Below are 17,488 nucleotides of genomic sequence, written 5' to 3'. Positions count from 1 at the left end.
TTGTCAAGAAAGGATTGGGCTTTCCATCATGAAAACATTCACCCACCATCACGGCGCGGATACTGCCGTGAACAATAACGCACCTACTGATTCTACCACCCCTGGCGTGTTGCACCTTGCCGCCCCATGGCGCGATGCACCAAAAGGAATGTGGGCGGTTGCAGCTACGGGACACGCAATGCAAGCCGGGACGAAGCACACCCGCATTATGTTGATCGACCGGGAGGAACTTCGGCGCGCCATGAAAGCTGGTGGCGGCGAAAACGTGGTGATTTGCCCTGAGTGCATTGCAGCGGATGTTGCGCATTGTGCTGAGGTACGTGAAGCCAAACGGCTCGAACGGGAGCAGCGTGAAGCCGAGGAACGGCAAGCGGCGTTGGATACCGAGTTTGAGCGACTCATTGACAACCTTGAACACGCCCGCGACCGATTGTTCACCACCCTTGCCGGCCTAACTAGGCATCGGCGCGCCGGCCTGGTGGATGTGCTGTTGGAGGTTGGGGTGTTCCTTGAGCGTCATGCGTACAGGCGTGCCACCAACCAAAGCATCATTGATGCCCGTGGTTTGGCCAACAAGGCAGAAACCGCCTTAATGGGCGCTGAGCAGCAAGAAAACACCACTACTCAACCAAAAGGTGTAGCCGTATCAGGCCGTGAGAGCCAAGAACACAAAGCCTCCCACCCTTAACCATTCCCCATTTCGTCACTCATGACTTTTGTCGTGACGAAACAAGGGGCACTCGCTGAATGAGTACCCCTTGTTGGCCTAGGTGGAAACAACCACTTGGTTGTTAGCCCCCGCCCGTTGGTGCAACGCCCGGGCTAGGCGCTCGACCCCTCCAACCCGCAAGCAGTGATAAGGAGAACACTTTCACAATGACACACGGCAAGAAAACGATTCGTTGCGAACGGTGCAAACGCCGCCTAAGGCGTAGCAACGCTTTCAGTGGTTGGTGTGAGCGCTATGTCCGTGGGCGCGTAGCAGGCTACGTGTGCCCCACGTGCCAAACAAGCCTTGAGCATCTTGAGGGTGAAGTGAACAGCGCACAACCAACGTTTTTGATTAATGGAAAGCGCTATGAGCTGTTGCGTAGCGTGTTCATCCCCACTGCACCAAAAGGGGGCGCGTAACGTGCCTACCCTTACGATGCAGAACCACGCCCTTGACCTCGCCGCCCTGGGGTTTGAGGTGTTCCCCTTGCGCGGGAAAGTACCGGCTATCCGCGGCGGTGGTGGCCATAAAGCCGCAACACGGGAGATGAACACAATAGCCCGGTGGTGGCAGCAGATGCCCGATGCAAACATTGGCGCTCGACCCGCTGAGCACGTGCTGGTATTCGACCTCGACCCACGGAACGGAGGCCTTTTCACTTGGGAAGATGTAAATGACGGCCACACCCTACCCCCTACGATCACCGTGGCCACTGGGGGCGGGGGCTACCACTACTACTATCGTTTGCCGTATCGGGCACGGCTGAATAAGACCCTGGGGGCGGGGGTGGACATTAAAGCCCATAACGGCTACCTGGTAATGCCCCCGTCGGTTCACCCGGACACGGGGCGAACATACGAGTTCGTGAACTTAATGCCGTTGCAAGATATCCCTGAGGTTCCCGTGTGGTTGCGGCCGGCGACGTTTCGCGCTGACCCACCACCGGCGACGATCACCCCTAAGTATCGGCGGGGTTATAGCGCCGATGATCTGATCGATATGGTGGCGACCGCACCTAAGGGTGGGCGAAACAACGCGCTGAACCGGGCGGCGTTTATGGCAGCACGCAAAAACATTGACTGTTTCCAAGACCTCGAACTGGCAGCGGTATCCAACGGCCTTGCCCAATCCGAGGTGGTGGCCACAATCAACAGCGCTATCAAAGCCGCAAGGGAGGTGGCAGCATGAGCGCCAATCACTTAGCCCCTGCCCCCACCTTGTGGGAGCGCGTGACCGCTGGGGAGCTTGAAGCCCCCGATGGTTGGGACACCTATCCCGCCCCGGGGTGCCACACAGAAGTGTCAAACCGGCTACTGACTGAACTGTTTTCTACTGGTGGCCACCCAACCTTGCAGTATTGGCGAAAAGCCTGGTGGCACTACGTTGGCACACATTGGGAAGAAGTTGATGAGGATGAGGTACGCAAGCCTATCTGGCAACGCCTCAACGAAGTCACCTACGTTAAGCAAACCCCTGATGGTGAGCAACACAAGCAGTGGTTACCATCGCGGGCGAAAGTTACGGATCTGCTCGAACCAACCCGGTTGAGTGTGCTCACCCCCGCGAGTGTAGAAGCCCCAACGTGGGTTGGTGGTGGTAAGCAACCGGCGCCCGCGTTGATTGCCATGCGCAACGGCCTGTTCGACCATAGGCGCCGCGAACTGCACCCCCACACCCCTCAGTGGTTCAACACCTGGGCGTTGCCGTTTGAGTATGACCCTGAGGCCGTAGCAACGCGTTGGGAACAGTTCCTAGGTGAGGTATTCGAGCACGATAAGGCCGGGGCGTTGCTGTTGCAGGAGTGGGCGGGTTACCTGATTTCCGGGCGGCTTGATCTGCAAAAAATGTTGCTCATCATCGGTGTGCCTGGTGGCGGGAAAAGCGTGATTGCTAGCACCCTCGAAGCCCTGATGGGTGGTTCCGCGAACGTGGCCAACCCGTCGATGGCTGACTTTGGTGGGCGCTTCACCCTTGACCAACTACGCGGCAAACCGTTGGCCATCTTCGGTGACGCCTCAGACACTGGTGAACACAACAAGGTGGTGGTGGAACGGTTGAAGAACATCACTGGTGAGGGCGCGGTATCCGTGGACATTAAGGGACGTCCTATGTGGACTGGCAAGCTACCGACCCGCTTCACGATCATTTCGAACCAAGTACCAAAGTTCCTTGACGCTTCAAGTGCTGTGCAACGCCGCGCCATGGCGGTGTACCTCACCCGCTCATTCCAAGGTGCACCCGATAAGGACTTACCGAGGAAGTTGGAGCGTGAGCTACCGGGCATTTTCAACTGGGCGTTGGAGGGTCTTGACCGGCTGAACCGCAACAATGGGCGGTTCACCACACCCGACACACAGCAAGAAGTGTTGGAGGACTTGGAAGAACTGGGGTCGCCATTACGGGCGTTCTTCAAGGAAACCTACACCCTGACTGGCAACGATGAGGACTCCATCGATGATTCAGACGTATACGACGATTACACCCGTTGGTGCACCCGAAACGGTTTTGGGCGTTCACAGTTGAGTAAGACAAAGTTCCGCGTGGAGGTGAACGCGATGGCGTTGGAGGGTGTGAAACGTGGCCAAGTGAAAGCTACCGGATCACGCGTTATTCGCGGTATTCGTTTGCAACAAGGGGCTAGGGCGCCAGAATTCCTGCCAAAAACAGCGGCGTAACACAGGGCGTAACACACCAGTAACACACCAGTAACATAGCCTGACCTGCGATAACACGGTAACACACCTTTTTGAAGTTCCTACAGGATTTTTTTACCCACAATCGACACGCACCACCGACAAGGAGCGCACACCATGACCAACAACACCACCCCCTCCACACCCCCGCAACCAAATACCAACACAACCATTAAAGCCCGCTTTAAGATGCCCCGCCAACCATGGGCAACCACCACCATCACCGCCCGCGCCACCCGCCACGGACACCACGGGCGCATCACACTCACCATCACCGGCGACACCACCACCCGCCTCGAACTCACACCCGCCAACGCCTACAACCTCACCAACCTCATCGTGGACACCCTCGAAAGCTAACCACCATGGAACTCAAACACGGCATCCTCATCACCACCCAAGACGCCCCCGCCGCCTACCGCCTCGCCATCGCAGGCATCCACGCCCTACGGCGCAACGGCCACCCCATCACCCCAACCCAACAACGCATCACAACCGAACTCTCCAACCTTTACATGGCCACCAAAGGACACACGGACGTCCCCACACCCCCACAACAGGCACACTACAACCAACCCATTACAGACCCGACCACAACAAAAGAAGCCGCCCAACTGCTTGGCGTATCACCCCGACAAGCACGGCGCATCGCCAAACACATAGGCGTCACCAAACAAGGCCGGGAATACATATGGGACAAAACACACATCCTCGACTACCTAGGAGCACAACCATGAACCAACCCAACCAAGATCCACAAGAACAAACCCAAAACGCCACCGCGATCGACAAAACCACCATCACCAAAGCACTCGCAGCACTCACCCCCGATGACGCCGCCGAAGCCGTCGCCAACTGGTTCGCCACCCTCCCCATCGAAAAGCACCGCGAACTCATCACCGCCTACAACGCACACCTCGCAGCACGAGACGAAATCGCCTACCCCACCAACTGGTAAACAACACCCCCGCCCCCGGAACCAACACCGGGGGCACACCACTCCCCAACAAAAAGGACACACACCATGGGCATCACCGCAGACGCAAAGAAACTCACCCAAGCACTCAACACCGCCGGGGTAAAACCCACCACCTACCAACCACTCACCCAAGCACTCAACACCGCCGAAACCGCACACGCCCTACTCAACAAGGCCTACAACACCCCCGACCCCTACACCACCGCAACCCCCGACAACCTCAACAAAGCCGCCCACGCCTGGCAACAACGCGCCCACCACATCGAAGCCCTCGAACACTACGTCACCAACCAAGACAACTACCTACACACAGCCGTCAAACAATGGGTATCCAACCCCAACAACCTCAACAACATCCTTAACGACATCCGCCCAACATGGGCAAAAGCCAACCAAGCACTCGACCAACTCGAAGCCCAATACGGCGACCGAGACCCCGACCCCGCCACCGTGCTTGCCCACGCAGACGCCAAAGGCCTCAAAGCCTACAAAGAACGCACACAACACCAACAAACCATCACCAACATCACCAAACTCGCGGAAATTATCTTGGGGAAAACCTCCAACGAAGCACACTTCATCAACCTGCACGACGCACTGTTCTCAGGAGGACGAAAAACGCACGCGCCAAACGCGCCAACGCGTGCCATCGCGTGGATCACCAACAACAACAACGAAATTGACACCTTGGAAAACATCACCAAAAAGCTCAACACTTACTTCGCAAACGTAGAACAAAACATGCACGACGAAGACCGCAAATACACCACACCCAAACCCCGCTTCAACCCTAAGTACACCATCAGCCCCCGCTACAAAGACACCGCAACCTACAACCTAGACGGAACCCCCACCAACCCCGACTGGCTCACCACACACGAAGAGTTCCACAATGACACCGCCTAGCAACTCCAAGGAGTTCACCGCCTGGCTCCGTGACCTATCCGCCCACAACAAGCACGAACCACCAACAACCCCACATAGTGGCGTCGGCATCAACGGCGAACCCATCACCCCCGACCATCTACGCCGCAACGGCTATAAAGCACGCCCCCACGGTGTGACCATCAACCTCAGCGGCCACACCATAAACCCATTCACGAGCCACTAGCCACGACAAGCCACCCCGGGGGTGGGGGAACACCCGGAATTTCCTGCAAGGCATCGGCGGGGGGCATTGCCGGGCGCACTCTGTACGGGTTTGGAGGTTTGGCCTTATAGCCCCGCTTTGGCGGGGTTTTCGGCGTATCTGAGGAAGTTTTAGCGCCCTGTGGTCTTTTTTCATCGGCGCGTTTTTTCGGCTTGCCGTTTTGCGAGGTGGTGTTTCGCCACCCCATGCGGTGGTGAGCTATGGTTGCCGTGGTGTTGCGTTTGCAACGTGATTTTTTGGACACTTTTTGGACACTTTTCCTGTTGAGGTCAAGTATCCGGGCAGTGTTCATAGTGTTTGACCTGGTGTTTTTGAGCTGGAGACGAGACTTGAACTCGCAACCTACGGTTTACAAGACCGTTGCGCTACCGATTGCGCCACTCCAGCACGTGCCAGTGCTTGGCACGAATCAACACAGTACCGGATACACCATATAAATTGACAACACGAGGGGTCACCCAGGCCGAAGGTGTGTGCCACAGGGAGACGTCGAAAAGCGAAAGGAGCAGCGCAGGTGTCTTTTGCCAATAAGCTTCGGGCACTGTCCAACCGAAGCGGACGCATCGCCACCATCGATGCCGTCAAAGCCGCGCCACCACCTTCACCACTGGCGCCAATCGACCTCACCGACCCGGTGCAGGTGTCTGCGGTGATGGAATTGGCGGCGCGCGTGGGAGAAATTCTGCTTTCTTCCGGCACCTCCAATCACGACACCAAGGCGCAAATCCATGCGGTGACCTCGGCCTACGGCCTGTATTCGGCGCACGTAGATATCACCTTTAACACCATCACCGTCTTTAGCACCATCGGCACCACCCACAAACAGCCGGTGACGGTGCTGCGCGTGGTGCGCACCATGACCACGGACTTTTCCAAGCTCATCGAGGTAGACCGCCTGATCCGCTCCATCCAGGCCGGCGCTACCCCACCCAATGTGGCAGAAAAGATCCTCAGCGACATCACCTCAAGGCCAGCCTCCTACGGTCGTGGCACGTCCCTTTTGGGCTGGGGCACGCTCGGCGCTGCGGTGTCGGTGCTGCTTGGCGGCAACCTCTTGGCGGCAGCACTGAGCTTCTTCCTGGTGGTTGTGGTGGTAGCCGGCTCTATCCTTTTGGGCAAAAGGCGCCTGCCGGTGTTCTTCCAAAACGCCATGGGCGGCTTCGTGGCCACCGCGCCTACGGCGGTGGTGTTCGCGCTGACGTCCTATCTGGGCATCGACTTCACCCCCAGCCACGTGGTGGCCGGTGTGATCGTGGTGATGTTGGCCAATCTTTCCCTGGTGCAATCCATCCAAGACGGCATCACCGGCGCCCCTGTGACAGCGAGCGCGAGGTTTTTCGAGACAATCCTGCTCACCGGCGCCATCATCGGCGGCGTGGCCGCAGGTATCCGCTTTGCAGAGGTCGTAGGCATTTCACTGCCGCCGCTGGAGGCCGCTGTAGAAACCAGCTATGTGGACTTCACCGTGCGCGTTATCGCCGCCGCCGTGGCCGCGGGCGCTTTCGCCGTGGCCTGTTTTGCCGAGGTTTCTTCGGCAGTGGTTTCGGTGCTCACCGGCGGCACAGGCGCTTTGATCTTCTACTTCGTGCTCATGCCCTTAGGTATTAGCCCGGTGTTTGGCCTTTCGCTTTCTGCCGCCGCCATCGGTTTGGCCGGCGGCCTGCTGGCGCGCCGCTTCTTGGTGCCGCCGCTAATTACTGCCCTTTCGGGCATCGCGTGGATGCTGCCCGGTTTGCCCATGTACCGGGCGATGTATGCGGCGTTGAATGATCAAACCCTGCTCGGCTTTAGCAACATGGCTGTGGCATTGGCCACTGCCTGCGGTTTGGCTGCCGGTGTGGTCTTTGGCGAGTGGGTGGCCCGCAAGATCCGCCGCCCCCAAAAATTCCACGCCTATGCAGCTATTCGACGCACCGGCCGCGCCACTCGAGGCCTCGCCACTGCCGTGATCGCGCCCAAGCGCCCTGCAAAGCGCGTGCCAAAACAGCCCACCAACCATCCCGTACACACACCACCGCGACACCATCGCAAGCAGTAGCGTAGAATTTATTGATTGCACTGCCCGTTGTTGCTGCTTTTGGCATCCGCTCGCCGGAATGTGCCACCAAAGCTTCTAGGAAGGACACGTCTTGCCACCTAAGGTCACCGATACCCGCAATACTTCAGCCGAGGCGCTGCACGCCGTTGAGGCCGAAACCGCTGCCGCAGCACGCCGCGTGGTGGCGAATTATGCCGAGGACTTCTTCGATGGCGTCACCTTGATGTGCATGCTGGGCGTGGAACCCGAAGGCTTGAGCTACAAGAAGGTCGCCGAGGAGCGCGAAGAGGCGCAGCCGAAGAAGACCACCAAGAAGGCCGCCAAGAAGACTTCGAAGAAGACCACGAAGAAGGCTGCCAAGAAGACGACGAAGAAGACCACCAAGAAGGCAACGAAGAAAACCACGAAGAAGACCACCAAGAAGGCCGCCAAGAAGACGACGAAGAAGGCCTAGGTCTCATGCCCGCCACTGCCAAACCCCACGATTTTGTGGTGGTGGCCAATCGCTTGCCGGTGGATATTAGCTATCACGCCGATGGCACGATCAGCGCCCAACCCAGCCCAGGTGGCTTAGTTGCGGCGCTGCAGCCCGTATTGGAGCAACGCCAAGGCGGATGGGTGGGCTGGCCCGGCACCGTGGGTGAAACACCAGCGCCCATGAGCACCGAGGGTGGTATTCAATTACACCCCGTGGAGCTGAGCCAGGCCGATTTTGAAGAGTTCTACGAGGGCTTTTCTAATGCCACGCTGTGGCCGCTCTACCACGATGTGATCATGCGCCCGCGCTATCATCGCCCCTGGTGGCAGGCCTATGAGCGCGTCAATGCTCGCTTTGCTCAACGCACCGCCGAGGTAGCCGCACCCAACGCGGTGGTGTGGGTGCAGGATTATCAACTGCAATTGGTACCGGGCATGCTCAAAGCCATGCGCCCGGATTTAAAAATCGGGCTCTTTTTGCACATTCCTTTCCCGCCGCCGAGCCTATTTTTGCAGCTGCCTTGGCGCGAGCAGATCCTCGAAGGCATGTTGGGTGCCGACGTGCTGGGCTTCCAATTGCCAAGCTGTGCCAAGAATTTCCAGGCCTTGGCTCCGCAGGCCGCAGATCGCATCCACGCCTTCCCCATCTCCATCGACACCGCCGCATTCCAGCAAAGCACCGATATTCAGCGCACCCGCGCCCGCTTTGGCAATCCCGATACCCTCCTGCTTGGCGTGGATCGCCTGGATTACACCAAGGGCATCTTGCAGCGCCTCGAGGCCTTTGAAGAGCTGCTAGAACAAGGGCTTATCGACGCAGAACGTACCGTCTTTGTGCAGGTAGCAACCCCTTCGCGTGAGCGTTTAGAGCACTACCGCCTCACACGCTCCAAGGTAGAAGAGGCCGTGGGAAGAATTAATGGGCGCTTCGGCTCAATCGGGCATTCGGTGGTGCGCTATCACCATCAATCCCTCAAGCGCGCGGAATTGATCGAGCTGTACCAGGCCGCCGACGTCATGGTGGTCACGCCCTTCAAGGACGGCATGAACTTAGTGGCCAAGGAATATGTGGCAAGCCACAGCGATGGCCGCGGGGCGCTGGTGCTTAGTGAATTTGCCGGTGCTGCTCAAGAGCTGCGCACCAGTTATTTGTGCAATCCCCACGACATCGACTCGATCAAAGCGCAGATGCTTGCCGCGATCAATGATCAAGGTAGCGCGGAGGCACAACAGCGCATGGAGGCGATGTACCAGCAGGTGATGCACTGCGATGTTGAGCGCTGGGCAAAAAATTTCTTAGAGGAGTTGTTGAGTACGCCATGAAGCAAAAAGCCAACGTGCTCGTGATTGGCACCTGCCTGAGCGTTTGCCTGGGGGCGTGTGCGCAACCAGAGCCGATACAAAATGTGCAGTGGCAAGTAACCAACCTCTACACCACCCCGGAATATCCAAGTGAGCTGCCAGATGCCGTTGCAGGGGCTGTGACCTTAACCTTTGGCGCATCGAGCATGACTGGCGATACCGGCTGCGCCCGCTTGCAGGCAGTGGTGGATTATGACACGAAGGATCCCGCCGAAGCCAAAGAGATGACGGTGCGCGAGATCGAGTTTGACCCCATCGATGAAAAGCAGTGCACCGGGCACGCTCGCTTTGTGCACGACCACATGGTGGAGATCCTCCATGATGGCCACTTCGATATTCGCCCGGAGCCCAATAGCAGCGCCAAGGTGCTTTTAAAGCAAAGCGATCAGTTCCAGCGGCCTGGATTAAGAATCGCCACGGTATAAGAAAGTTGATGCAGATGTTGCCCACCGAACAAGACATCGCCAAGATAGCAGCAGCCAAACACTTGCTGGTCGTATCCGACTTCGACGGCACCCTGGCTGAGTTTTCTACCGATCCCGCCAATGTGCCCGTCAATAGCGACGCCGTTGCCGCTTTGACTACCTTGAGCACCCTTGAGCACACCGAGGTGGCCATTCTTTCTGGCCGCCATGTTGATGGCCTGCGCGAAGCCAGCGGCTTTGGCCAAGAGTTCACGCTGGTGGGCTCTCATGGTGCAGAAAGCAGCGGTGCGCAGATCCACCTGAGCGATGCTCAACAGCGCACCCTCGAGGCTGCAGGCGAGGTTTTTGAGCAGCTCATCCAGGGTGTCGATGGCGCTTTTGTGGAATATAAGCCCTTCCACCGGGTGCTGCACGTGGCCAAGGTGGAAGATCGCGAGCTTGCCCAGCAGCTTTTGGCTAAGGCGTTGAGCACCGAAATTGATGGCCTTTTCTTGCAGCCGGGCAAAAATATAGTAGAGGCTGCGGTGCTGGATATTAATAAGGGCACGTGGGTGCAAAACCGCCAGGAAGAACTCGGCGCTGATGCCGTGATGTTCTTAGGCGATGACACCACCGATGAAACCGTCTTCGCGATTCTTGGCCCTGCAGATCTTGGCGTGAAGGTTGGCGAAGGCGATACGTTGGCGCAGCGCCGCGTAGACGATGTGCCAGCGGTAGCTAGCTTGCTTGGCCAGGTGGCCAAGGCGCGTAAAGCAGCCCTGGGCTAAGACCTGGCCTAAGACCTCGGCTAAGACCTTGGCGGCGCAATCGTGGAGCCTTGATAGAAGGTAGTGGCCAATAACGTAGTTCGCCGCGGCAAGGTGGGATCTGCAATAGCTTTGGCAAGCAGGGTGGCTGCGGCACGGCCTTTTTCTCTATTCGGCTGCAACACCGTGCTGAGGTTTTTGCTTAACGCCGGCGCAATGCCGTCGAAGCCGGTAAGGGAGAGATCTTCAGGTACGGCAATGCCTTGGCTTGCCGCATAATCCAGCACGCCGAGCGCCATGGTGTCGGTGGTGCACAGCACGGCGGTGAGCTCGGGGTTGGTGCTGAGCAATTCACGGGCGGCATCGACGTTATTGGCCATATCGTTGATGTGGCGTTCCACCACCGGCACCTGATTGCGGGGGATCCCGGCGCGCTCAAATACCTCAAGGGCACCATTGACGCGGTTTCTTTGGGTTTCGTGCCGAGCCAGTGCGAGGCGTTCGGCGCTTACCGGCCCATTATTGGCCACGGGATCAAGGCGGATACATAGGATGCCGATGTTGCGGTGGCCTGCTGCCACTAAGGCTTGTGCAGCAGGGGCGATGGCTGCTGCATCGTCGATGCCGACGAAGGGCAGGCGTGGGTCCTTGGGCTGGTCGCACACCACGGTGGGCAGTCCCCTTGCAGCCACGGCTTCGAGGAAGGGATCTTCGCGGGCTACGGAGTACACGACAAAGCCATCGACTCCTGCCTGATTTACTCGGCTTCTGGCTTCTTCTTTTTCTGTGTAGTCAGGCCCTACTGGCACTAGCGTCATGGAGGTGCTGTCTTGGGAGGCTACTTCTGCCATGCCGGCCATGAAGTCGAGTGAGGCTACGTCTTCAAAGGCGTAGGTGAGGTGATCGGTAAACAGCACGCCGATGCTGCCGGTGTAGCGGGTGCGCAGGGATCGCGCGGTGGGGTCTGGTCCTGGGTAGCCCAGTCTTTCTGCGGTGGCAAAGATATCGGCACGCAAAGCCTCGGAGAGCTGCTCTGGGTGGTTATAGGCGTTGGATACGGTGGTGCGTGAAACACCGAGTTCTTCTGCCACGCTGGCCAGCGAGAGTCGCTTCTTTTTCCGGGCTGCCATGGTTTCTAACTTAGTCCACGGCCAGATTCAGCCTTGCTCTGCCTCACTCTGCCTCACCCAGCCCCACCCAGCCCCTTGCGTTTTCAATGCTTTTTCAATTGACAATAACTACCAATTAGTGCTTTCGTGGGTGCTATGCAGCAACGTCTCATCGCCACCATCGCCCCTATTGCCACCATCGCCCTCACCTTGGGCGCTTGCTCCTCAGCGCAGGAACAAGACCACAACACCATCAAAGTAGCGGCCTCGACCAATGTGTGGGGTGGCGTGGTTGATGGCATCGTGGACGATCCGAACGTGCAGGTAGAAACCATCATCGAAGGCGGTGCGGTAGATCCGCACACCTTTGAGCCCTCGGCTGCCGATATGGCCAAGATCAACGAGGCCGACCTCGTGGTTGTTAACGGCGGCGGCTACGATGCCTGGGCATATCAGGGCATTGATGATCAAAAGAAGATCATCTCCGCCATGCCTTTGGATGAAGGCCACGATCACGGCGACCACGAGGATCACGGCGATCACGACGCACATGAAGAACACGAGGCGCACGAAGAACACGATGGCCACGAACACCACCATCACGGCGGGGTAAATGAGCACATTTGGTACGACGTGCACGTGGTAGAGCACGTAGCCGAAGAGATTAATAAGCGCCTCAAAGAAGCCGGTGCCACCACCGATCCCGAGCCTTTTATGAAGGACCTGGAATCCCTGCACCAGCAGGTACACAAGCTGCCGAAGAAGCGCGTGGCACAAACTGAACCCATTGCCGATTACCTGATTGAGGCCTCTGACCTAGAAGAGGTCACCCCCAAGGGCTATCGCCAGGCCACGTTGAATGAAAGCGAGCCTTCTGCCGCAGACGTTGCGGCCTTCCTTGAGGCCATTAACAGCGGCGAGGTTGAGGTGCTGGTGTATAACCCCCAGACCGAAAATGAAATGACCAAGCAACTGCGCAAGGCTGCTGAGGATAAGGATATTCCCGTTGTAGAAATCCGCGAGACCCCTGAGCAGGGCGAAGGCTATATCGACTTCCTTTCTAAAGCAGTGGACGGCCTTGCTAATGCCACAAAGAACTAACATGTAACCGTGCTGCTTCGATTCGACCACGCCGCCGTGGATCCTTTGTGGGATGATCTCAATCTCACCTTGGACCGCGGCGAATTTCTCGCCATCCTAGGACCTAATGGGGTGGGTAAATCCACGCTGCTCAACACCGTTTTGGGCATGCGTCCCCTCACTGCGGGCAGCCTCAGCGTAGAAGGCAAGGTGGGTTTTATCCCCCAGCAGCGGATGTTCCCGGAGCATTTGCCCATCCGCGCCCGCGATCTTGTTTCTTTGGCACTCGAGCATCGCCTTTTTCGCAAACCCGATCCCAAGCGCGTAGATGCCCTGCTTGCCCAAGTAGGCGCGCTTGGCATTGCTGATCACCGCGTGAGCACGCTTTCCGGCGGCCAACAGCAGCTCATCCGCCAGGCACAGGCTTTAGCCAAAGATCCCGATATTTTGCTTTGCGACGAACCCCTACTCAGCCTGGACGTACACATGCAGCAAAAGGTGGTGAAATTACTTCACCAGCGCTGCCAGGAAGGCACTGGCGTCGTGGTGGTAACCCACGGCATTAACCCGGTGCTCGAGTACGTGGATAAGGTCTTATACATCACGCATAACGGCAATGTTTTAGGCAGCGTGGATGAGGTTATGAATAGCCAGACCCTATCCGAGCTGTATCAAACTGAGGTGACCGTGACGCGGATTAACGGCAAGGTTGTGGTGATCTAAATGAACTGGCTGGCAGATACCCAATACCTTTTAAGCCAAGACTTCGTTATCCAGGCACTCATCGCCTGCGCCTTACTCGGCTTGCTCTCTGGGGTGATGACCACCCTGATCGTTTTGCGGCGAATGTCCTTTGCGGTCCACGGCACCAGCGAATTGGCGTTAATGGGCGCATCGGCAGCCTTGCTTTTTGGGCTTAACGTTGGCATCGGCGCCGTCGTGGGTGCGGTCGTGGCTGCCATTGTGTTAGCCCTTCTTGGCACAAAGCAGCAAGATAGTGCCGTCGGCGTGGTGATGAGCTTTGGGCTCGGCCTCTCGGTGCTGTTTATCCACCTCTACCCCGGTAACTCCAAGTCCGCGCTATCGCTGCTTACCGGGCAGATCGTGGGGCTTCGCAGTGATTCTTTGCTGCTACTCGCGATTGTGACCCTCATCGTGGTGATCAGCGTGGCGGTGTGTTGGCGCCCGCTGCTTTTTGCCTCAGTTGATCCACTCATGGCCAAGGTCTCCGGCGTGCCGGTGCGCGGTTATTCCATCTTCTTCGCTGTGCTGGTTGGCCTCAGTGCCGCCCAATCGGTGCAGATCGTGGGCGCGTTATTGGTCATGGCGTTGCTCATTACCCCCGGCGCTGCAGCGGTGGAAGTCACCCGCTCCCCCGTTGCCGCCTTGGGGCTTTCGGTGCTATTTGCCGAGCTCGCCGCCGTGGGTGGTCTGATCCTCTCTCTTGCCCCAGGTGTGCCGGTATCGGTCTTTGTTACCAGCATTAGCTTCGTTATCTATCTGCTATGCCGCTTGGTGGGGGCGAAAAAAGCGCGCAGAGCAACCCCAGATACCTCGATCCAAGCTGCTCCTGGACAAACCGGATGCCATCACTAGCCCCGCTTGAGCGCCACCGTCTCGGCCACCGGCAGTACCGCCTGCTTCGCCCCACAGGCGCACCCAGTGGCGATCTTTTACGGGCCCTTCACGGCTCAAAGCAATCTGGATCGGTATTTCAAAGGTTTAGCGCTGGCAGCTTTGATCGCTTCGCAGCCCTTGGCTGGACCATTTGTTACCCCGATGCTGTGGCTCAACACTGGAATGATGATCGCGTCCACCTCAACGAGCGCACCCGCACACTAGGCACCGATGATGTGGGCTTCCTCAAAGCGCTCATCGCGCACCTTCAACCCCAACGCGTTGCTGCTGTGGGCTTTTCTAATGGCGCGATGATGGTGTTCAGCCTGCTGTATCGCCGCCCCGGCTTAATCAATGCCGCCGCTTTGCTTTCAGCCACCCACCCGGCTGCGGATAATTGGCGCTGCGATGCCAAGGACTTTCTACCAACGCCACTTTTTTGCCAGCACGGTATGCAAGATTCGATCGTGCCTTTTGGCGGTGGCAACGCAGGTATGCCGGGCCAGGATCGCGGCGAGCTTTTGGGCTTTGATGCCTCCTGCGAAAAACTCGCAAGCCTCAACCGCGCCCGCCTGATCCACGGTGGCACACCCCGGCGCTATGAAGGCCAAGCACCTCTAGAGGCGTGGGCGCTACCCGGTGAGGGGCATGTGATTCCCTCGCTTCACCCGGTTACCTCCCCGCTTTTAGGCCCTGCTTCGGGCACGGTGGATATCGCAGTCCACTTTGAGCAGTTTTTGTTTAGCCTTGACGACGCTGCCGCGCGAACTCACTAAGCACCACACCGGCAGCCACCGAGGCGTTGAGCGATTCCACCCAGCCCTGCATGGGAATAGACATGATGGTGTCGCAGGTTTCTGCCACCAGGCGTGATAGACCTTTGCCCTCGGATCCCACCACCACAACGACCGGGCCTCGGCCGTCGTAAGTATCGAGGGTGTGATCGCCGCCGGCGTCTAGGCCTACCACCTGGTAGCCATTCTTTTGGAATTCTTTGAGCGTGCGGGTGATATTGGTTGCCTTGGCCACAGGCAGGCGCGCCGCGGTGCCTGCGGAGGTACGCCAGGTCACGGCGGTAACAGAGGCGGAGCGGCGTTCTGGAATCACCACGCCGTGGCCACCAAAGGCCGCCACGGAGCGGATAATGGCGCCGAGGTTGCGCGGATCGGTGATGTTATCGGCTACCACCACCAGGCCGGCCTGGCCTGCTGCCGATTCCATGAGCGAATGCACATCGGTGTACTCAAAGGGCGGGATCTGCAACCCAATGCCCTGGTGCATGCCATTGCCGGTCATGCGATCAAGCTCGTGGCGCGCTACCTCGATCAGTGGGATGCTGCGGGAGTGGGCAATGGCTACTGCCTCGCTGAGGCGGTTGTCGTTCTTGGTGCCTTCTGCCACGTACATGGCGGTGGCAGGCACCTTTGCCTTAAGGCACTCGATCACGGGATTGCGGCCTACAACCAGCTCTTGGGTTTCTTTTTGGTGGCGCCCGGAATCGCGGCGTTGGCGCTCTAGTTTGCGCTTATGCGCTGCGTGATAAACGCGGTCCTCGGCCTTGGGCGTTGGGCCTTTGCCGCGCAGGCCGCGTCGACGCTGCCCACCAGAGCCCTTGGTTGCGCCTTTCTTATCCGTCTTGCGCAAACCGGGGCGATGATTGTTTGAACCCATAGTGCTTCCTTTAAGTCGTTGTTATTGCAGGTCCCACTGCGGGCCTTGAGCGGTATCGGTGACCTTGATGCCGGCCGCGCTCAGGCGGTCGCGCACCTCATCTGCTTGAGCCCAATCCTTAGCGGCGCGGGCATCGGCGCGGCGTTGCAGTTCTGCTTGCACCAGCACGTCAAGTGCGTGGTGTTCAGCCTCGTTATCGCCAGAAGCATTCGCCCACTGCTCGGATTGAGGATCAACGCCAAGCACCGCCGTCATGGCGCGGATCTGCGACGCAATCTCGCGGGCTTTCGCCTCATCTGATTGTGCAAGGGCAGTGTTTGCTGCGCGTACCTGCCCATGAATTTCTGCCAGTGCCTTGGGCACCGCCAGATCCTCATTCATGGCAGCTTCAAATGCGGGAGTCCATGAGCCTACCGGTACATCACCGACTTTTTCTAATAGCGCCTCGATGCGTCGATAGCCTTGGGCTGCCTCCAGCAGTGCAGCTTCGGAGTATTCCAGCATGGAGCGATAGTGCGCAGATCCTAGGTAGTAGCGCAGTTCCACCGGGCGCACGTGCTCGAGGATATTGGGCACGCTTAAAACATTGCCCAAGGATTTACTCATCTTCTCGCCGCTCATCGTCACCCAGTGGTTGTGCATCCAGTACTGGGCAAAACCATCGCCTGCGGCATGCGACTGCGCAATTTCGTTTTCGTGGTGCGGGAACTGCAGGTCGAGCCCGCCGCAGTGGATATCGAAAGACTCACCCAAATACCAGGTAGCCATGGCGGAGCACTCGAGGTGCCAGCCGGGCCTACCGGAACCCCAGGGGGTAGGCCAGGATGGTTCGCCGGGCTTTGCGGCCTTCCACAGTGCGAAGTCGTGGGCACCACGTTTGCCCTGCACATCGCTTTCGCCCTGTTCCATTTCTTCAACGCGGTTGCCAGAAAGGCTGCCATAATCGGAGCCTTCGGCTGCGACCCATGCTGCAACATCGAAGTACACGGAGCCTTCGGCCTCATAGGCGTAGCCGCGTTGAATAAGCCGCTGCATGTACTCCACCATTTGGGTCACATGCCCTGTTGCGCGCGGTTCTACTGAAGGAGGCAGCACGCCGAGCAGATCGTAGGCGTGGGTGAATTCGCGCTCATAGGTGCTCACCCACTCCCACCAGGGGCGGTTGTGTTCTGCGGCTTTGTTTAAGATCTTGTCGTCAATATCGGTGACATTGCGCACGAAGGCTACGTCGTAGCCTTGGGCAAGCAGCCAGCGGCGCAGGATATCGAAGGCCACACCGGAGCGCACATGGCCAATATGCGGCTGCGTTTGGGGTGTAGCACCGCAAAGATAAATGGATGCGTGCCCCTCACGCAAAGGTTGGAAGGGGCGAAGGCTGCGGGTGGCTGTGTCAAAGATCTGTAGGGTCACGGGCTTTATTGTATCGAAG

At 58.3% G+C, this 17,488-nt stretch carries 19 protein-coding genes and 1 tRNA gene; 16 read left to right on the top strand and 4 right to left on the bottom strand.

The window, feature by feature from the left end; genetic code table 11:
* The first annotated feature begins 28 nt into the window (after window positions 1-28).
* The 7 genes from CPPEL_RS01775 to CPPEL_RS01740 all read left to right on the top strand — a co-directional run bounded on the left by CPPEL_RS01775 (window position 29) and on the right by CPPEL_RS01740 (window position 5,290).
* On the top strand, window positions 29-688 hold the full coding sequence (locus CPPEL_RS01775) for a hypothetical protein (protein WP_123959535.1): 660 nt from the start codon (window positions 29-31) through the stop codon (window positions 686-688).
* A gap of 444 nt (window positions 689-1,132) precedes the next feature.
* Window positions 1,133-1,900 (top strand): bifunctional DNA primase/polymerase, encoded by a 768-nt coding sequence (locus CPPEL_RS01765; protein WP_164470346.1) that lies wholly within the window; start codon window positions 1,133-1,135, stop codon window positions 1,898-1,900.
* Complete coding sequence (locus CPPEL_RS01760; RefSeq protein ID WP_123959532.1) at window positions 1,897-3,387, top strand: DNA primase family protein; 1,491 nt, start codon at window positions 1,897-1,899, stop codon at window positions 3,385-3,387. Before CPPEL_RS01765 ends, CPPEL_RS01760 begins: the two co-directional genes overlap by 4 nt.
* 135 nt (window positions 3,388-3,522) lie before the next feature.
* Window positions 3,523-3,765 carry a hypothetical protein gene (locus tag CPPEL_RS01755; RefSeq protein WP_123959531.1) on the top strand — a complete coding sequence of 81 codons (243 nt, stop codon included), beginning with the start codon at window positions 3,523-3,525 and terminating at the stop codon, window positions 3,763-3,765.
* A 5-nt stretch (window positions 3,766-3,770) separates the two neighbouring features.
* Window positions 3,771-4,142 (top strand): helix-turn-helix domain-containing protein, encoded by a 372-nt coding sequence (locus CPPEL_RS01750; protein ID WP_123959530.1) that lies wholly within the window; start codon window positions 3,771-3,773, stop codon window positions 4,140-4,142.
* Entirely contained in the window at window positions 4,139-4,363 is a 225-nt protein-coding gene (locus tag CPPEL_RS01745; protein ID WP_123959529.1) for a hypothetical protein, read from the top strand. The genes CPPEL_RS01750 and CPPEL_RS01745 overlap by 4 nt, the downstream gene beginning before the upstream one ends.
* 66 nt (window positions 4,364-4,429) lie before the next feature.
* Complete coding sequence (locus tag CPPEL_RS01740; protein ID WP_123959528.1) at window positions 4,430-5,290, top strand: hypothetical protein; 861 nt, start codon at window positions 4,430-4,432, stop codon at window positions 5,288-5,290.
* A gap of 558 nt (window positions 5,291-5,848) precedes the next feature.
* Here CPPEL_RS01740 and CPPEL_RS01735 read toward each other — a convergent pair.
* Window positions 5,849-5,921, bottom strand: a tRNA-Thr gene (locus CPPEL_RS01735).
* A gap of 127 nt (window positions 5,922-6,048) precedes the next feature.
* On the opposite strand from CPPEL_RS01735, the gene thrE reads away from it, so the two are divergent.
* From thrE to otsB, 5 genes are all read left to right on the top strand, one after another.
* Complete coding sequence (thrE, locus tag CPPEL_RS01730) at window positions 6,049-7,572, top strand: threonine/serine exporter ThrE (protein ID WP_123959527.1); 1,524 nt, start codon at window positions 6,049-6,051, stop codon at window positions 7,570-7,572.
* Window positions 7,573-7,663: 91 nt separating this feature from the next.
* A complete protein-coding gene (locus tag CPPEL_RS01725) occupies window positions 7,664-8,026 on the top strand; it encodes a hypothetical protein (RefSeq protein ID WP_123959526.1) in 363 nt (120 codons plus the stop codon).
* A gap of 5 nt (window positions 8,027-8,031) precedes the next feature.
* Complete coding sequence (locus CPPEL_RS01720) at window positions 8,032-9,372, top strand: alpha,alpha-trehalose-phosphate synthase (UDP-forming) (protein WP_123959525.1); 1,341 nt, start codon at window positions 8,032-8,034, stop codon at window positions 9,370-9,372.
* Window positions 9,369-9,836, top strand: coding sequence for a hypothetical protein (locus CPPEL_RS01715; protein WP_123959524.1), 468 nt, complete (start codon window positions 9,369-9,371; stop codon window positions 9,834-9,836). Before CPPEL_RS01720 ends, CPPEL_RS01715 begins: the two co-directional genes overlap by 4 nt.
* Window positions 9,837-9,844: 8 nt before the next feature.
* Window positions 9,845-10,603 carry a trehalose-phosphatase gene (gene otsB, locus CPPEL_RS01710; protein WP_245990475.1) on the top strand — a complete coding sequence of 253 codons (759 nt, stop codon included), beginning with the start codon at window positions 9,845-9,847 and terminating at the stop codon, window positions 10,601-10,603.
* Window positions 10,604-10,623: 20 nt separating this feature from the next.
* Here otsB and CPPEL_RS01705 read toward each other — a convergent pair whose 3' ends face one another.
* Window positions 10,624-11,712: a LacI family DNA-binding transcriptional regulator gene (locus CPPEL_RS01705; protein ID WP_123959523.1), complete on the bottom strand. Its 1,089-nt coding sequence runs from the start codon at window positions 11,710-11,712 to the stop codon at window positions 10,624-10,626.
* A gap of 135 nt (window positions 11,713-11,847) precedes the next feature.
* Here CPPEL_RS01705 and CPPEL_RS01700 point away from each other — a divergent pair, with 135 nt between their 5' ends.
* Genes CPPEL_RS01700 through CPPEL_RS01685 form a run of 4 tightly spaced genes read left to right on the top strand, consistent with a single transcriptional unit; the run spans window position 11,848 to window position 15,164 of the window.
* Window positions 11,848-12,792, top strand: coding sequence for a metal ABC transporter solute-binding protein, Zn/Mn family (locus CPPEL_RS01700; RefSeq protein WP_123959522.1), 945 nt, complete (start codon window positions 11,848-11,850; stop codon window positions 12,790-12,792).
* A 9-nt stretch (window positions 12,793-12,801) separates the two neighbouring features.
* Window positions 12,802-13,494 (top strand): metal ABC transporter ATP-binding protein, encoded by a 693-nt coding sequence (locus CPPEL_RS01695; RefSeq protein ID WP_123959521.1) that lies wholly within the window; start codon window positions 12,802-12,804, stop codon window positions 13,492-13,494.
* Complete coding sequence (locus tag CPPEL_RS01690; protein ID WP_123959520.1) at window positions 13,495-14,367, top strand: metal ABC transporter permease; 873 nt, start codon at window positions 13,495-13,497, stop codon at window positions 14,365-14,367.
* Entirely contained in the window at window positions 14,355-15,164 is an 810-nt protein-coding gene (locus tag CPPEL_RS01685) for a CE1 family esterase (RefSeq protein WP_164470345.1), read from the top strand. The genes CPPEL_RS01690 and CPPEL_RS01685 overlap by 13 nt, the downstream gene beginning before the upstream one ends.
* Here CPPEL_RS01685 and rlmB read toward each other — a convergent pair.
* On the bottom strand, window positions 15,130-16,059 hold the full coding sequence (gene rlmB, locus CPPEL_RS01680) for a 23S rRNA (guanosine(2251)-2'-O)-methyltransferase RlmB (protein WP_123959518.1): 930 nt from the start codon (window positions 16,057-16,059) through the stop codon (window positions 15,130-15,132). The two genes, CPPEL_RS01685 and rlmB, sit on opposite strands and share 35 nt — an antisense overlap.
* A 21-nt stretch (window positions 16,060-16,080) precedes the next feature.
* Window positions 16,081-17,469: a cysteine--tRNA ligase gene (cysS, locus tag CPPEL_RS01675; protein WP_123959517.1), complete on the bottom strand. Its 1,389-nt coding sequence runs from the start codon at window positions 17,467-17,469 to the stop codon at window positions 16,081-16,083.
* Window positions 17,470-17,488: the final 19 nt, after the last annotated feature.

The organism is Corynebacterium pseudopelargi, assembly GCF_003814005.1.
GTDB lineage: Bacteria > Actinomycetota > Actinomycetes > Mycobacteriales > Mycobacteriaceae > Corynebacterium > Corynebacterium pseudopelargi.
This window is presented reverse-complemented; position numbering and strand designations above follow the sequence as displayed.

Coding starts and splice junctions, on each gene's coding strand:
- CPPEL_RS01775 (WP_123959535.1), top strand. CDS start 29: ATGAAAACATTCACCCACCATCACGGCGCGGATACTGCCGTGAACAAT.
- CPPEL_RS01760 (WP_123959532.1), top strand. CDS start 1,897: ATGAGCGCCAATCACTTAGCCCCTGCCCCCACCTTGTGGGAGCGCGTG.
- CPPEL_RS01755 (WP_123959531.1), top strand. CDS start 3,523: ATGACCAACAACACCACCCCCTCCACACCCCCGCAACCAAATACCAAC.
- CPPEL_RS01750 (WP_123959530.1), top strand. CDS start 3,771: ATGGAACTCAAACACGGCATCCTCATCACCACCCAAGACGCCCCCGCC.
- CPPEL_RS01745 (WP_123959529.1), top strand. CDS start 4,139: ATGAACCAACCCAACCAAGATCCACAAGAACAAACCCAAAACGCCACC.
- CPPEL_RS01740 (WP_123959528.1), top strand. CDS start 4,430: ATGGGCATCACCGCAGACGCAAAGAAACTCACCCAAGCACTCAACACC.
- CPPEL_RS01720 (WP_123959525.1), top strand. CDS start 8,032: ATGCCCGCCACTGCCAAACCCCACGATTTTGTGGTGGTGGCCAATCGC.
- CPPEL_RS01715 (WP_123959524.1), top strand. CDS start 9,369: ATGAAGCAAAAAGCCAACGTGCTCGTGATTGGCACCTGCCTGAGCGTT.
- otsB (WP_245990475.1), top strand. CDS start 9,845: ATGCAGATGTTGCCCACCGAACAAGACATCGCCAAGATAGCAGCAGCC.
- CPPEL_RS01705 (WP_123959523.1), bottom strand. CDS start 11,712: ATGGCAGCCCGGAAAAAGAAGCGACTCTCGCTGGCCAGCGTGGCAGAA.
- CPPEL_RS01700 (WP_123959522.1), top strand. CDS start 11,848: ATGCAGCAACGTCTCATCGCCACCATCGCCCCTATTGCCACCATCGCC.
- CPPEL_RS01690 (WP_123959520.1), top strand. CDS start 13,495: ATGAACTGGCTGGCAGATACCCAATACCTTTTAAGCCAAGACTTCGTT.
- CPPEL_RS01685 (WP_164470345.1), top strand. CDS start 14,355: ATGCCATCACTAGCCCCGCTTGAGCGCCACCGTCTCGGCCACCGGCAG.
- rlmB (WP_123959518.1), bottom strand. CDS start 16,059: ATGGGTTCAAACAATCATCGCCCCGGTTTGCGCAAGACGGATAAGAAA.